This window comes from Enterobacter sp. HSTU-ASh6, assembly GCF_026319105.1.
Classification (GTDB): domain Bacteria; phylum Pseudomonadota; class Gammaproteobacteria; order Enterobacterales; family Enterobacteriaceae; genus Enterobacter; species Enterobacter sichuanensis.
Genome location: NZ_WSPD01000011.1, coordinates 90,219 through 103,613, shown reverse-complemented (window position 1 = coordinate 103,613; position 13,395 = coordinate 90,219). Strand labels below are relative to the sequence as shown.

At 56.3% G+C, this 13,395-nt stretch carries 13 protein-coding genes; 9 read left to right on the top strand and 4 right to left on the bottom strand.

Annotated elements, in window-relative coordinates:
* Positions 1-101 precede the first annotated feature (101 nt).
* The 4 genes from qseE to glnB all read left to right on the top strand — a co-directional run bounded on the left by qseE (position 102) and on the right by glnB (position 3,996).
* Positions 102-1,529 (top strand): two component system sensor histidine kinase QseE/GlrK, encoded by a 1,428-nt coding sequence (qseE, locus tag GM298_RS15025; protein ID WP_025757658.1) that lies wholly within the window; start codon positions 102-104, stop codon positions 1,527-1,529.
* A 1-nt stretch (position 1,530) separates the two neighbouring features.
* Complete coding sequence (gene qseG, locus GM298_RS15020; RefSeq protein ID WP_025757659.1) at positions 1,531-2,268, top strand: two-component system QseEF-associated lipoprotein QseG; 738 nt, start codon at positions 1,531-1,533, stop codon at positions 2,266-2,268.
* Positions 2,255-3,592 (top strand): two-component system response regulator GlrR, encoded by a 1,338-nt coding sequence (gene glrR / locus GM298_RS15015; protein WP_047959249.1) that lies wholly within the window; start codon positions 2,255-2,257, stop codon positions 3,590-3,592. Before qseG ends, glrR begins: the two co-directional genes overlap by 14 nt.
* A 65-nt stretch (positions 3,593-3,657) precedes the next feature.
* A complete protein-coding gene (gene glnB / locus GM298_RS15010; protein WP_003860685.1) occupies positions 3,658-3,996 on the top strand; it encodes a nitrogen regulatory protein P-II in 339 nt (112 codons plus the stop codon).
* Positions 3,997-4,058: 62 nt separating this feature from the next.
* Here the strand turns inward: glnB and hmpA are convergent, their stop codons facing one another.
* A complete protein-coding gene (gene hmpA / locus GM298_RS15005) occupies positions 4,059-5,249 on the bottom strand; it encodes an NO-inducible flavohemoprotein (RefSeq protein WP_095449894.1) in 1,191 nt (396 codons plus the stop codon).
* A gap of 304 nt (positions 5,250-5,553) precedes the next feature.
* Between hmpA and glyA the strand changes: the two genes are divergently transcribed.
* Positions 5,554-6,807 carry a serine hydroxymethyltransferase gene (glyA, locus tag GM298_RS15000; protein ID WP_025757663.1) on the top strand — a complete coding sequence of 418 codons (1,254 nt, stop codon included), beginning with the start codon at positions 5,554-5,556 and terminating at the stop codon, positions 6,805-6,807.
* 54 nt (positions 6,808-6,861) lie between these two features.
* Here glyA and GM298_RS14995 read toward each other — a convergent pair whose 3' ends face one another.
* Positions 6,862-7,284, bottom strand: coding sequence for a DoxX family protein (locus GM298_RS14995; protein ID WP_023615984.1), 423 nt, complete (start codon positions 7,282-7,284; stop codon positions 6,862-6,864).
* Positions 7,285-7,457: 173 nt separating this feature from the next.
* Between GM298_RS14995 and GM298_RS14990 the strand changes: the two genes are divergently transcribed.
* Positions 7,458-8,603 carry a 3-phenylpropionate MFS transporter gene (locus GM298_RS14990; protein ID WP_266154378.1) on the top strand — a complete coding sequence of 382 codons (1,146 nt, stop codon included), beginning with the start codon at positions 7,458-7,460 and terminating at the stop codon, positions 8,601-8,603.
* On the opposite strand, the gene csiE is transcribed toward GM298_RS14990, so the two are convergent.
* Positions 8,598-9,875 carry a stationary phase inducible protein CsiE gene (csiE, locus tag GM298_RS14985; RefSeq protein WP_025757667.1) on the bottom strand — a complete coding sequence of 426 codons (1,278 nt, stop codon included), beginning with the start codon at positions 9,873-9,875 and terminating at the stop codon, positions 8,598-8,600. The genes GM298_RS14990 and csiE overlap by 6 nt on opposite strands.
* A gap of 125 nt (positions 9,876-10,000) precedes the next feature.
* On the opposite strand from csiE, the gene GM298_RS14980 reads away from it, so the two are divergent.
* Together GM298_RS14980 and GM298_RS14975 are read left to right on the top strand one after the other, a co-directional pair.
* On the top strand, positions 10,001-10,639 hold the full coding sequence (locus GM298_RS14980) for a DUF1007 family protein (RefSeq protein ID WP_025757668.1): 639 nt from the start codon (positions 10,001-10,003) through the stop codon (positions 10,637-10,639).
* Positions 10,630-11,610, top strand: a complete 981-nt coding sequence (locus tag GM298_RS14975) for a nickel/cobalt transporter (RefSeq protein WP_266154376.1) — start codon at positions 10,630-10,632, stop codon at positions 11,608-11,610. Before GM298_RS14980 ends, GM298_RS14975 begins: the two co-directional genes overlap by 10 nt.
* Before the next feature lie 49 nt (positions 11,611-11,659).
* On the opposite strand, the gene suhB is transcribed toward GM298_RS14975, so the two are convergent.
* Complete coding sequence (suhB, locus tag GM298_RS14970; RefSeq protein WP_003860668.1) at positions 11,660-12,463, bottom strand: inositol-1-monophosphatase; 804 nt, start codon at positions 12,461-12,463, stop codon at positions 11,660-11,662.
* 131 nt (positions 12,464-12,594) lie between these two features.
* Between suhB and trmJ the strand changes: the two genes are divergently transcribed.
* Positions 12,595-13,320: a tRNA (cytosine(32)/uridine(32)-2'-O)-methyltransferase TrmJ gene (trmJ, locus tag GM298_RS14965; RefSeq protein ID WP_266154375.1), complete on the top strand. Its 726-nt coding sequence runs from the start codon at positions 12,595-12,597 to the stop codon at positions 13,318-13,320.
* Positions 13,321-13,395 lie beyond the last annotated feature (75 nt).

The following is a 13,395-nucleotide window of genomic DNA, read 5'->3' as shown; positions in this document are numbered from 1 at the left end:
GCCTCATTCCATGACAAAGCCGGGTTTTTACCCGGCTTTGTTGTATCTGAAGGGCAGACTCAGTTACGCTCTGCGTAAACCCCCATTAAGAGAGTAATGCGTTGAAACGCTGGCCCGTTTTTCCCCGCTCCCTGCGACAGCTCGTCATGATGGCCTTCCTGCTGATCCTGCTGCCGCTGCTAATCCTGGCCTGGCAGGCCTGGCAAAGTCTGAACGCGCTGAGTGCGCAGGCGGCATTGACCAACCGTACGACGCTCATCGACGCCCGACGCAGTGAGGCGATGACCAACGCCGCGCTGGAAATGGAGCGAAGCTACCGCCAGTATTGCGTGCTTGACGATCGGACCCTGGAAAAGGTTTATCAGAGTCAGCGTAAACGCTACAGCGAAATGCTGGACGCGCACGCGGGGGTACTGCCTGATGACAAGCTGTATCAGGCGTTACGTCAGGATTTGAACGATCTTGCGCAGCTGCAGTGCCACAATAGCGGGCCGGATGCCGCCGCCGCCGCACGTCTTGAAGCCTTTGCCACCGCCAACACCGAGATGGTGCAGTCAACGCGCACGGTCATTTTCTCTCGCGGCCAGCAACTCCAGCAGGAGATTGCCGAGCGCGGCCAGTTTTTTGGCTGGCAGGCGCTGGTGCTATTCCTGGTGAGTCTTGGGCTGGTACTGCTCTTTACCCGCATGATCATCGGCCCGGTAAAGGGCATCCAGCGCATGATCAACCGCCTCGGGGAGGGGAAATCGCTTGGGGATACGGTCGCCTTTAAAGGCCCGCGCGAGCTACGCTCCGTGGGCCAGCGCATTATCTGGCTGTCCGAGCGCCTGGCGTGGCTTGAATCACAGCGTCATCAGTTCCTGCGCCATATCTCTCATGAGCTAAAAACGCCGCTCGCCAGCATGCGTGAAGGGACAGAGCTGCTGGCGGACGAAGTGGCTGGGCCCCTCACTTCTGAACAGAAAGAAATTGTCGAGATCCTGGATAACAGCAGCCGCAACCTGCAAAAACTGATTGAGCAGTTGCTGGATTACAACCGCAAGCTGGCGGATGGGGCGGTTGTACTGGAAGATGTGGAGATTGAGCCGCTGGTGGATATGGTGATCTCCGCCCATAGCTTGCCAGCAAGAGCTAAAATGATGCATACCGACGTAGAACTTAATGCGCCGGCGTGCCTGGCTGAACCCATGCTGCTGATGAGCGTTCTGGATAATCTTTACTCCAATGCGGTGCACTATGGTACTGAATCCGGTAACATTTATATCCGAAGCTATACGAATGGTTCACGGGTGTTTATTGACGTCGCAAATACCGGCACCCCGATCCCTGATGACGAAAAAACTATGATCTTCGAACCCTTTTTCCAGGGAAGTCATCAGCGGAAAGGCGCGGTGAAAGGCAGCGGTCTGGGCTTAAGCATCGCCCGGGACTGTATACGACGCATGCAGGGTGAGCTAAACATTGCCACTGACGCACGTTCCGATGTTTGCTTCCGTATCGAACTGCCCCTGAGCCGGAAAAATCAATAAAATGAATCTATGTCTGGTGAGTATGTCACACGTCTTTTTCCGCGCCATACGCGCGGTGTTTTCCCGCAACACGTTTCGCCTGGGCTTGCCCTGTTTAGTGCTGGCAGGCTGTGTTTCTCATGTGCCGCAAAGTGCGATTAGCGGTAAACAAGAAGATAAATGGCCAGATAACCAGCTGGCAGATTTTCTCTCAACCCGCTGCGACGATATCTGGAACCTGTCAGGCCACGACGTCGAAAGCAACCCGCTGTTCTGGCTGCGTGGTATAGATTGCGCCCAGCGTCTTGCGCCGGTTGAGGCCCGCTCGAAAGCGGCGATGCTGGATGACGACACCTGGCAGGACGCTTTCAAGCGCGGCATTTTACTGGCTGATGCCAAAATCACCCCCGTTGAACGCCGCGCCAACGTGACCCGACTGGACACCCTGGTGGTCAACCTGCCGGGACAGGTGCGCCCGGTATACCAGCTCTGGCGTGATGGACAGACATTACAACTTCAGCTCTCTGAAGAGCGCTCCCGCTACAGTAAGTTGCAGCAGTCCACCGACAGCGAGCTTGATACGTTGCGTCAGCAGCAGCAACATCTGCGTACGCAACTGGATACCACGACACGTAAGCTGGAAAACCTGACCGATATCGAAAGACAGCTCTCGTCGCGTAAATATCAGCCGGGAAGTTCATCCGCTGTACCGGACAGCGATACGCCGAAACAAGAGGATGTGAAGCATGACGAGCCGTAAACCTGCCCATCTCTTACTGGTGGATGACGATCCCGGGCTGTTAAAGCTGCTGGGGATGCGTCTGGTGAGTGAAGGCTACAGCGTGGTGACCGCGGAAAGCGGGGTCGAGGGGCTGAAAATTCTCGGCCGCGAGAAAATTGATCTGGTTATAAGCGACCTGCGGATGGACGAAATGGACGGCATGCAGCTGTTCGCGGAGATCCAGAAGCAGCAACCGGGTATGCCCGTGATTATCCTGACGGCGCACGGCTCGATCCCGGATGCGGTTGCGGCGACCCAGCAGGGGGTATTCAGCTTCCTGACCAAGCCGGTGGACAAAGACGCGCTTTATAAGGCGATCGACAGCGCGCTGGAGCATGCCGCTCCGGCGGGAGATGAAGCGTGGCGGGAGTCTATCGTCACCCGCAGTCCCATTATGCTGCGTTTGCTCGAACAGGCCCGAATGGTGGCACAGTCAGACGTCAGCGTGCTGATTAACGGCCAGAGCGGAACCGGGAAAGAGATCCTGGCGCAGGCGATCCATAACGCCAGCCCGCGCAGCAAAAATGCCTTTATTGCGATCAACTGTGGCGCGCTCCCGGAACAGCTGCTTGAATCTGAACTGTTTGGCCATGCCCGCGGCGCATTCACCGGTGCGGTCAGCAGCCGGGAAGGGCTGTTTCAGGCAGCGGAGGGCGGCACACTTTTCCTCGACGAGATTGGTGACATGCCCGCGCCGCTGCAGGTCAAACTGCTGCGCGTGTTGCAGGAGCGGAAAGTTCGCCCGCTGGGCAGTAACCGCGACATCGACATTAATGTGCGTATCATTTCCGCCACGCACCGGGATTTGCCGAAGGTGATGGCCCGCAACGAGTTTCGTGAAGATCTCTACTACCGTCTGAACGTGGTCAATCTGAAGATCCCTGCACTGGCCGAGCGAGCGGAAGACATTCCGCTGCTGGCGAATCATCTTTTGCGTCAGGCGGCCGATCGTCACAAACCCTTCGTGCGCGCGTTTTCCACCGATGCGATGAAGCGGCTGATGGCCGCCAGCTGGCCGGGTAACGTGCGTCAGTTGGTCAACGTGATTGAGCAGTGCGTGGCGCTGACCTCGTCACCGGTGATCAGCGACGCGCTGGTGGAGCAGGCACTGGAAGGGGAAAACACGGCGCTGCCGACCTTTGCCGAAGCGCGGAATCAGTTCGAGTTGAACTATCTGCGCAAGCTGCTGCAGATCACCAAAGGCAACGTGACCCACGCGGCGCGCATGGCCGGACGCAACCGCACTGAGTTTTATAAGCTGCTGTCGCGCCATGAGCTGGAAGCAAACGATTTTAAAGAGTAATGCCGTATGGTACTGTGAGCAACCGATTACGAAGCAGCTTACAGGCAAGAGTTTAAGGACCCACCATGAAAAAGATTGATGCGATTATTAAACCTTTCAAACTGGATGATGTACGTGAAGCGCTGGCGGAAGTCGGCATCACCGGGATGACCGTGACGGAAGTGAAAGGTTTTGGTCGTCAGAAAGGCCACACCGAGCTTTACCGTGGCGCAGAGTACATGGTGGACTTTCTGCCGAAAGTGAAAATTGAAATCGTGGTGAGCGACGATATCGTGGACACCTGTGTGGATACCATTATCCGCACGGCGCAGACCGGCAAAATTGGCGACGGTAAAATCTTCGTCTTTGACGTGGCGCGCGTGATCCGTATCCGTACCGGCGAAGAAGACGACGCGGCGATTTAAAACGTTGCCTGGCCGGGTATCATCCGGCGGAAAGAAGCCCCTCAAACGAGGGGCTTTTTGCGTTACAGCACCTTATGCGGCCCGAAACATTCGTAATGAATGTTGTCTTTATTTATCCCCAGCTCGACCAACTGCTTCGCGGCATACTGCATAAAAGCCACCGGCCCGCAGACGTAGAACTGCATATCTGGCGCGCTGAATGCCCCTTCCATCTGACGTAAATTCATCAGACCTTCGCTGTCAAAGCGAGCGGCCGCGCGGTCGGCTTCCGTTGGCTGGCGATACCAGGTGTGGGCGGTAAAGTGGGGCAGGCTCGCTGCCAGGGTTTTCACTTCATCAGCAAACGCATGCACGTCACCGTTCTCGGCGGCATGGAACCAGTTTACCTGGGCAGCGTGTTTTGACGCCGCCAGCGTATCCAGCATCGCCAGCATTGGCGTTTGTCCCACCCCAGCGGAGATCAGCGTGACCGGGGTAGTCGTCTCAACGGTCATAAAGAAGTCGCCCGCCGGCGCGGCCAGGTGGACCACGTCACCCACGTTAGCGTCGTTATGCAGCCAGCTGGATACCTGTCCGCCGTCCTCGCGCTTCACCGCAATGCGATAGCCTTTGCCGTTGGGCTTGCGGGTGAGGGAATACTGGCGGATCTCCTGGTGCGGGAAACCTTCAGGCTTGAGCCATACGCCCAGATACTGCCCTGGCTGATAATCCGCCACCGGCTGACCGTCTACCGGTTCAAATTCGAAGCTGGTGATTAAAGCGCTGCGCGGCGTTTTCTCAACGATGCGGAACGCGCGGGTGCCTTCCCAGCCGCCTTTCTTACTCGCGTTTTCGTTGTAAATCTGTGCTTCACGGTTGATAAACACATTGGCCAGCACGCCGTAGGCTTTGCCCCATGCGTCCAGAACCTCCTGACCCGGGCTGAACATCTCGTCCAGCGTTGCCAGCAGGTGAGCGCCAACAATGTTGTACTGCTCGGGTTGGATCTGGAAGCTGGTATGTTTCTGCGCAATTTTTTCCACCGCAGGCAGCAGCGCCGCCAGGTTTTCAATGTTGCTGGCGTAGGCCGCAATGGCATTGAACAGGGCTTCGCGCTGATCGCCGTTACGCTGGTTGCTCATGTTGAAAATCTCTTTGAGCTCCGGGTTGTGCGTGAACATGCGATCGTAGAAATGGGCGGTCAGTTTGGGGCCGGTTTCGACCAGCAGGGGAATGGTGGCTTTAACGGTAGCGATGGTTTGAGCGTCGAGCATGAGCGCGTCCTTCTGATGTTACTCTAATGATGTATTTTAAATGCATCTTATAAAAAATACCCCTGCGTTGTAAATGGTTCTTTGCAAGATGAAAAATATGCATCACAAACCTGAAAAGAAATCCGCTGGAAATCGCGAGATCTTTATTCCTCAAACCCTTGCGTGGCGGGTAGGAAAACGTTTGCGTAAAATCGTTTGTCAAGACCTGTTATCACAGAACTAATCAGTTATACTGTTGCCCGTCGTCCAACAGGACTGCCTTTTCAGGCCAAAATTTACTTGTTAGCTGAGTCAGGAGATGCGGATGTTAAAGCGTGAAATGAACATTGCCGATTATGATGCCGAACTGTGGCAGGCTATGGAGCAGGAAAAAGTACGTCAGGAAGAGCACATCGAACTGATCGCCTCCGAAAACTACACCAGCCCGCGCGTGATGCAGGCGCAGGGTTCTCAGCTGACCAACAAATACGCTGAAGGTTACCCGGGCAAGCGCTACTACGGCGGTTGCGAGTACGTTGATATCGTAGAGCAGCTGGCTATCGACCGCGCGAAAGCACTTTTTGGCGCTGACTACGCAAACGTTCAGCCGCACTCTGGCTCTCAGGCTAACTTCGCGGTCTACACCGCGCTGCTGCAGCCGGGCGACACCGTTCTGGGTATGAACCTGGCGCAGGGCGGCCACCTGACTCACGGCTCCCCGGTTAACTTCTCCGGCAAACTGTACAACATCATCCCTTACGGTATTGATGAGTCCGGTAAAATTGACTACGAAGACATGGCTAAGCAGGCCAAAGAGCACAAGCCGAAGATGATCATCGGTGGTTTCTCTGCTTATTCCGGTATTGTTGACTGGGCAAAAATGCGTGAAATCGCAGACAGCATCGGTGCTTACCTGTTCGTCGACATGGCGCACGTTGCGGGTCTGATTGCTGCGGGCGTTTACCCGAACCCGGTTCCACACGCTCACGTTGTGACCACCACCACCCACAAAACCCTGGCAGGTCCACGTGGTGGCCTGATCCTGGCGAAAGGCGGTGATGAAGAGCTGTACAAAAAACTGAACTCCGCTGTGTTCCCAAGCGCGCAGGGCGGCCCGCTGATGCACGTTATCGCGGCAAAAGCGGTCGCGCTGAAAGAAGCGATGGAGCCAGAGTTCAAGGTTTACCAGCAGCAGGTGGCTAAGAACGCCAAAGCGATGGTGGAAGTGTTCCTGAACCGTGGCTACAAAGTGGTATCCGGCGGTACTGAAAACCACCTGTTCCTGCTGGATCTGGTTGATAAGAACCTGACCGGTAAAGAAGCTGACGCTGCCCTGGGCCGCGCCAACATTACCGTGAACAAAAACAGCGTGCCAAACGATCCGAAGAGCCCGTTTGTGACCTCCGGTATCCGTATCGGTTCTCCGGCTGTGACTCGCCGCGGCTTCAAAGAAGCGGAAGTGAAAGAGCTGGCTGGCTGGATGTGTGACGTTCTGGACAACATCAATGACGAAGCGGTTATCGAGCGCGTCAAAGGTAAAGTGCTGGATATCTGCGCACGCTTCCCGGTATACGCATAATTCCTCTGCTTCGCAGAAATAAAAAAGGCCGCGCTTGCGGCCTTTTTTTATGGCTTAACGCCGATCGAGGGAGATGGCGCCGGGACCCACAATCGCCAGCAATATAAAGGCTCCCGCAATACTGACGTTCTTGTAGAAATTAATCATATTCGGTACGACCGCATCACCGGTCATATCCCAGTAATGGTGGCCAATAATCGCCGTGCCCAGCGTATAGAACACAAACAACACGGCGAGAGGTCGGGTGAAAAAGCCCAGCACAATCAGGATCGCGGCAGGCACTTCCATGACCACCGCAATAATGGCCGCCAGCATGGGCATCGGCGTGCCCAGCGAGGTCATGTATTGTACGGTCCCGCTAAACCCCGTCAGTTTTGGGTAACCAAAGATAATAAACAGTACGACAAGCGCGATGCGCCCAATCAGCAGCAGCAGATGACGTGACTGACCGAAATCGAGATAGCGAAGTGAGTTCATGGCAGAAATACCTCTGCAAGTGGAGTAATTTAAACGTAATACACATTTTCATTCCCTGCCATAAGCCAGACGACTGCACAAAATGTTATTTTTTCGTTAATTTATAGCAGGCTATCGACTTGCTTAATTTTTATATTCTCGCCAGACTATGGCCTCGATTTCGGGAGGGATTCATGGTCTTGCATTCCACACGCTGGCTGGCGCTCAGCTATTTCACCTATTTCTTTAGCTACGGTATTTTTCTGCCTTTCTGGAGCGTCTGGCTCAAGGGGATCGGCCTGACCCCCGAAACCATTGGTGTCCTGCTGGGGGCCGGGCTGGTAGCGCGTTTTCTCGGCAGCCTGCTGATCGCCCCGCGCGTCAGCGATCCCTCCTTACTGATCAAGGCTGTGCGTATTCTGGCTCTGCTGACCCTGGTCTTTGTGGCCTGCTTCTGGATCAACCACCAGTTTGCCTGGCTGATGGTGGTGATGGTTGGCTTTAACCTGTTCTTCTCGCCGCTGGTGCCCCTGACGGACGCGCTGGCAAACACCTGGCAAAAGCAGATTACCATGGACTACGGCCGCGTACGCCTGTGGGGCTCCATTGCGTTTGTGATTGGCTCGGCGCTGGTGGGTAAACTGGTCAGCCTTTACGACTACCGTGCCATTCTTGCTCTGTTGAGCATCGGTATTGCCTCGATGCTGCTGGGCATGCTGCTGCGACCATCGGTAATGCCTCAGGGAGAAAGCCGCCATCAGGAGAGCGCAGGCTGGCCCGCGTGGCGGAGTCTGGTTGCACAAAGCTGGCGTTTTCTGGCGTGCGTCTGTCTGCTTCAGGGGGCTCACGCGGCGTACTATGGGTTCAGCGCCATCTACTGGCAAGGCGCAGGATATTCGGCCTCTGCCGTGGGCTATCTGTGGTCGCTGGGGGTGGTGGCCGAAGTTGTGATTTTCGCCCTGAGCAAAAAGCTGTTCCGCCGCTTTGGCGCCCGTGACCTGCTGCTGCTTTCCGCCGTGTGCGGCGTGGCGCGCTGGGGCATTATGGGCTGGACGACCGATCTGCCGTGGCTGATTGTGGCGCAAATTCTTCACTGCGGCACGTTTACCGTCTGTCATCTGGCGGCGATGCGCTATATCGCGGCGCGAGAAGGCGGGGACGTTATTCGTCTGCAGGCGGTGTATTCAGCGGTCGCAATGGGAGGCAGTATCGCGATCATGACGGTCTTTGCGGGGTTCCTCTATCAGCACCTGGGGCACGGTGTCTTCTGGGTCATGGCGCTGGTGGCCTTACCTGCTATGGTTATTCGCCCTACAGTGACCCCTCGCGTAACGCTATGATTCCAGCATGGCGCGAATATGCTCTTGCTGCTGCGCGTTCAGTGTCTCAACAGCATGAATGAGCGGCGGTGAGAACAGCGGCAGGGCAGTCGGGTAGGGGGTAATAACCAGCGCAGCTTCGCGCGGCGCCCCCTCTTTCTGAAACGCGTGCAGCGTCAGGTAGCGAATGTTGAGCGGCAGCAGCGTCAGCTCGCGAAGCTGCTGTTCAATCCGATCCTCACTGGCTTTATCGTCACCCGTCAGCAGGATCACCTGCTTTTCGTGCAGATCGGTCTCCTGCATCAGCCAGGCACCGAAAATCACCGCAACAAGGCTCATCTCTTCATCGGAAAAACGCAGCCCAAACTCCGCTTCCAGCTCAAACAGCGCTTCTTTGGTGGTGCGTAACAGGCGAGGGTAGAGACGGTGGATCTCCTCCGGCAGGCTATTGTCGATGCCGATCTCAAACAGCGAACGGTCCAGCGCCTGTGCAAGATGGATATAGAGCTGATCGGTCAGGCCTTGCTCATCGCTGAAGTTCATCCCGGTCTGGGAGCGGAAACGGGCCACCATGCGCACGATGGCCCGGCGCAAACGTTGATCCTGCTGGTGTTTATCGAGCACCGGATCGGGCGTGCGGAGCATCATAAACAACAGCGCCAGAAACAGCTGTTCATCCCCGTGAGCCCCCTGCGGGACGCGCCGTTTCCAGTGCCGCACGATCTCCTGCGCCGTGAAATACTCCCCTCTCGACTGGGTCCAGCTGCGCTGAGAATGGGAAAACTGGGGCGTGTTTCCCAGCTGATGCTGAATAAGGCAGTATTGCAGATAGAGCTGTAAAAACTGCACGTCGCGGCATTCAAACTGGCGCTGGAGCTTGCGCGAACAGAAGTTGATCAGCGCCCGCAGGTTCGCGTCGTCGTAAAGCGGCCGTGCAATGCCGTGCTGTTTAAGCGCGGTTTTTAATGCAGGGGTAAACTGGTGCGAGACAAACTGCGGGCAAAGCCGCAGCGCCCGGCGCAACCAGTGCAGCAGGCATAAACGCTGATTAAGGGCTGTGCCTTCAAGCCGGTAACTGCCGTCCTGGTGCGTGACGATATCCAGCCGGTGATAGCGCTGGATTTCATCACGCGTCTCGGCTATATCTTGCCGTGCCATCGCGTCGTCCACGCCGTTGGCAGCGATTATGCTCTGTGCGGTGACGGCAGCATCGGGCAGGTAAAGCATCAAAAGCACCTGGCAGCGGCGCTGCGAACTGGAAAGCACAGATGGAATTTCAAGCGTCGTCATCATCTGTCGGGTATCCAGTGTGAATGTTTGATAAGAATAGCTAAAGGATGGGCGCTGAAAAGCGCGCCGGCAGGCCTTTCACTCAGGATTGCTGGGGAACATCACAGAATTTTTGACGTGAGGAATTGATGCAAACAGTTAAACAATGCGCGATGACGTTATTTTTGGCGGCGATCGGCTTCACTGCCAGCGCACACCCTCACAGTTTTATTGGCCTTAAAACCGAGCTGGTCACCGACGGCACGCAGTTGAGCGGCCTGAAAATGCGCTGGACGATGGATGAGATCACCTCGGCTGACCTGCTCTATGATGCGGGTAACGCGAAACCCGGCGATGCGATCTGGAAAAAGCTGGCAGCGGAAGTGATGGCCAACGTGCTCGGCCAGCACTACTTCACCGAGTTCTGGCATAACGGGCAAAAGGTCAAATTTCTGAACCGTCCCACGGAATACGGTATGACGCGTGACGGGCATCAGGCGGTACTGACGTTTGTGCTTCCGCTGGCGCATCCCCAGCCGCTGGCCGGGCAAAAATATACCTTTTCGACCTTTGATCCTACCTACTACGTCGACATGAGTTACGCCAAAGAGAGCGACGTACAGCTGCCTGCCGCGCTGCAAAAAAACTGCAAACTCTCTGTTCACACCCCGAACCCCAGCGAAGAGACGCGTAACTTTGCGATTTCGCTCGACAAAGAAGATGCCCCGCCTGAGGACATGGCGCTGGGCAAACAGTTCGCGCAGGAGGTGACCTTACAATGTCAGTGATTGCTTCTCCTCTTCGAAAACCACGCCGCTGGCTACATCTTTGGCCGCTGGCCCTCTTTTTGCTGTTCGCGGTGTGCGGCGCGCTGTGGCTATGGCAGGCCTGGCCGCAGGTAATGATGAAAAGCATTGTCTGGCAGCGTGAGGTTAACCAGCAGATGAGCGAGTTACTGAAAGCGGTGGCAGAAAATCCAACGAAAGCAGGCGGATCCCTGCTGGCGTTCAGTTTTCTCTATGGCGTTCTGCACGCGCTGGGGCCGGGGCATGGCAAAATCGTCATCACCACCTGGCTTGCCACCCATCCGTCGAAGCTTAAATCGAGCATCGGTCTGACGCTGGCCTCTTCGCTGCTGCAGGGAGGCGTGGCTATCGGGCTGGTGGTGGTAGTTCTTTCGCTGTTGCAGCTTCCCGCGCGCCAGCTTCACATGAGCAGTTTCTGGCTGGAGAAGGGGAGCTATGCGCTGGTGGGCGTGCTGGGGCTGATCCTCTGCTGGCGGGCGCTAAAAAAACTGCGCGCGCTGCTGAAAAAGCCGACATTCAAATCCTTTACCCCGCATCATATTCATGATGCCCACTGCGGCTGCGGTCATCAGCATCTGCCCACGCAGGAACAGCTGCAGAGCGGCGACGACTGGCGCGCGCGGTTGATGGTTGTGCTCTCGATGGGCATGCGCCCGTGTTCGGGAGCCATCATGGTGTTGCTGTTCAGTAAAGTGATTGGCGTGTTCGGCTGGGGCATGCTGTCTGCGCTGGCCATGGCGGCCGGGACGTCATTGACGATTTCGTCGCTGGCTCTGCTGGTTCACAGCTTTCGTCAGCTGGCGGTAAAACTTAGCGGCAGTAAAACGCCGGTGCTGTGGCGACAGATAGGGTGGACAACGCTTGCGCTGGCGGGAGGCGTGATTCTGCTGGTGGCGGCGGTGACGATGTGGATGAGCGCCGTGCCGGTAGGAAGGGGATTGCGGCCTTTTTAAAAGGGGGCGGCCTGATGCCCTCTCCCTGTGGGAGAGGGCATTTTCGGCATTAACGCTTCAGCGCATCGCTCAGCTCATCACGCATGTTTGCCAGCATGGCTTTAACAACGCGTGGGTTACCTGCAACGATGTTGCCGGTAGACATATAGTTATGGCCGCCGGTGAAATCACACACGATCGCGCCAGCTTCACGTGCGATCAGCTCGCCCGCTGCAAAATCCCATGGCTTCAGTGAGAGTTCGAAGTAACCGTCAACGCGGCCGGTTGCCACATAGGCCAGATCCAGCGCGGCAGAACCAGTGCGACGGAAGTCCGCGCATTCGGTGAACAGTTTGCCGAGGATATTCATATAGGTTGTCGCGTGCTGTTTCGCCTTGAACGGGAAACCGGTCGCCAGGATGGTGCCATCCAGATCGCGGGCATTGCTGCAGCGCAGACGGTAGCCGTTCAGCTGTGCGCCCTGACCGCGGGTCGCGGTGAACAGTTCGTTACGCATTGGATCGTAAACAACGGCGACTTCAGTACGGCCTTTAATGCGTACGGCGATAGACACAGAGAAGTGGGGCAGGCGTTTAACGAAGTTGGTGGTGCCATCCAGTGGATCGATAACCCATTGAACATCCTGATCGGTACCTTCATGTTCACCGCTTTCTTCGGTGATGATGGTGTGCTGTGGGTAAGATTTGCGGATCGTTTCGATAATAATCGCTTCTGCGGCTTTATCGACGTTAGTCACGAAATCATTGCTGCCTTTCTGGCTGGTTTCTACGGAGTCTGGCGTTTCGTAGTGTTTGGCAATTACATTACCCGCCTTGCGCGCTGCGCGCACGGCGATGGTCAGCATCGGATGCATCGGTCTCTCTCACTGGATGTTAAAGAACAGGAAAATCGGCGCAGAGTATAGCAGCGGGATCGGATTATGTCTCCCGTTTATGATAATATGCCCGAATATTCTTCAGACACTGAATTCAGACATTAAAAATTATGCTGCAAAACATTCGAATCGTGCTGGTCGAAACATCGCACACCGGCAACATGGGCTCTGTTGCCCGCGCTATGAAAACCATGGGCTTAACCAATCTCTGGCTGGTTAACCCGCTGGTGAAACCTGACTCGCAGGCGATTGCTCTGGCGGCCGGTGCCAGCGATGTGATCGGCAATGCACAGATCGTGGACACGCTGGATGAAGCCCTGGCCGGTTGCAGCCTGGTGGTGGGGACGAGCGCGCGTTCACGTACGCTGCCGTGGCCCATGCTCGATCCGCGCGAATGCGGCCTGAAAAGTGTCTCGGAAGCGGAACAGGCGCCGGTTGCGCTGGTGTTTGGCCGCGAGCGCGTTGGCCTGACCAACGACGAACTGCAGAAATGCCACTATCACGTCGCCATTGCGGCGAACCCGGAATACAGCTCGCTGAACCTGGCGATGGCGGTGCAGGTTATCGCTTACGAAGTGCGTATGGCCTGGCTGGCGGCGCAGGAGAACGCGGCAGAACCGAAGGAAGAGACGGCCTATCCGCTGGTGGACGATCTGGAGCGCTTCTATGGGCATCTGGAGCAGACCCTGCTCTCTACCGGATTTATCCGTGAAGGCCACCCGGGACAGGTGATGAACAAGCTGCGTCGTCTGTTTACCCGCGCCCGTCCGGAAAGCCAGGAACTGAACATCCTGCGCGGCATTCTGGCGTCGATTGAGCAGAAGAATAAAGAGTAGTGCCGATTTCCCCCTCTCCCCGTGGGAGAGGGCTGGGGTGAGGGCATCAGGCCGCACCGATATTATGAAGGCACA

Bases quoted from the DNA above. Each gene is read 5' to 3' on its own strand.
- qseG (WP_025757659.1), top strand. From the start codon at position 1,531: ATGAATCTATGTCTGGTGAGTATGTCACACGTCTTTTTCCGCGCCATA.
- GM298_RS14990 (WP_266154378.1), top strand. From the start codon at position 7,458: ATGGTCTTGCATTCCACACGCTGGCTGGCGCTCAGCTATTTCACCTAT.
- csiE (WP_025757667.1), bottom strand. From the start codon at position 9,875: ATGATGACGACGCTTGAAATTCCATCTGTGCTTTCCAGTTCGCAGCGC.
- GM298_RS14995 (WP_023615984.1), bottom strand. From the start codon at position 7,284: ATGAACTCACTTCGCTATCTCGATTTCGGTCAGTCACGTCATCTGCTG.
- glyA (WP_025757663.1), top strand. From the start codon at position 5,554: ATGTTAAAGCGTGAAATGAACATTGCCGATTATGATGCCGAACTGTGG.
- trmJ (WP_266154375.1), top strand. From the start codon at position 12,595: ATGCTGCAAAACATTCGAATCGTGCTGGTCGAAACATCGCACACCGGC.
- hmpA (WP_095449894.1), bottom strand. From the start codon at position 5,249: ATGCTCGACGCTCAAACCATCGCTACCGTTAAAGCCACCATTCCCCTG.
- glrR (WP_047959249.1), top strand. From the start codon at position 2,255: ATGACGAGCCGTAAACCTGCCCATCTCTTACTGGTGGATGACGATCCC.
- suhB (WP_003860668.1), bottom strand. From the start codon at position 12,463: ATGCATCCGATGCTGACCATCGCCGTGCGCGCAGCGCGCAAGGCGGGT.
- glnB (WP_003860685.1), top strand. From the start codon at position 3,658: ATGAAAAAGATTGATGCGATTATTAAACCTTTCAAACTGGATGATGTA.
- GM298_RS14980 (WP_025757668.1), top strand. From the start codon at position 10,001: ATGCAAACAGTTAAACAATGCGCGATGACGTTATTTTTGGCGGCGATC.
- GM298_RS14975 (WP_266154376.1), top strand. From the start codon at position 10,630: ATGTCAGTGATTGCTTCTCCTCTTCGAAAACCACGCCGCTGGCTACAT.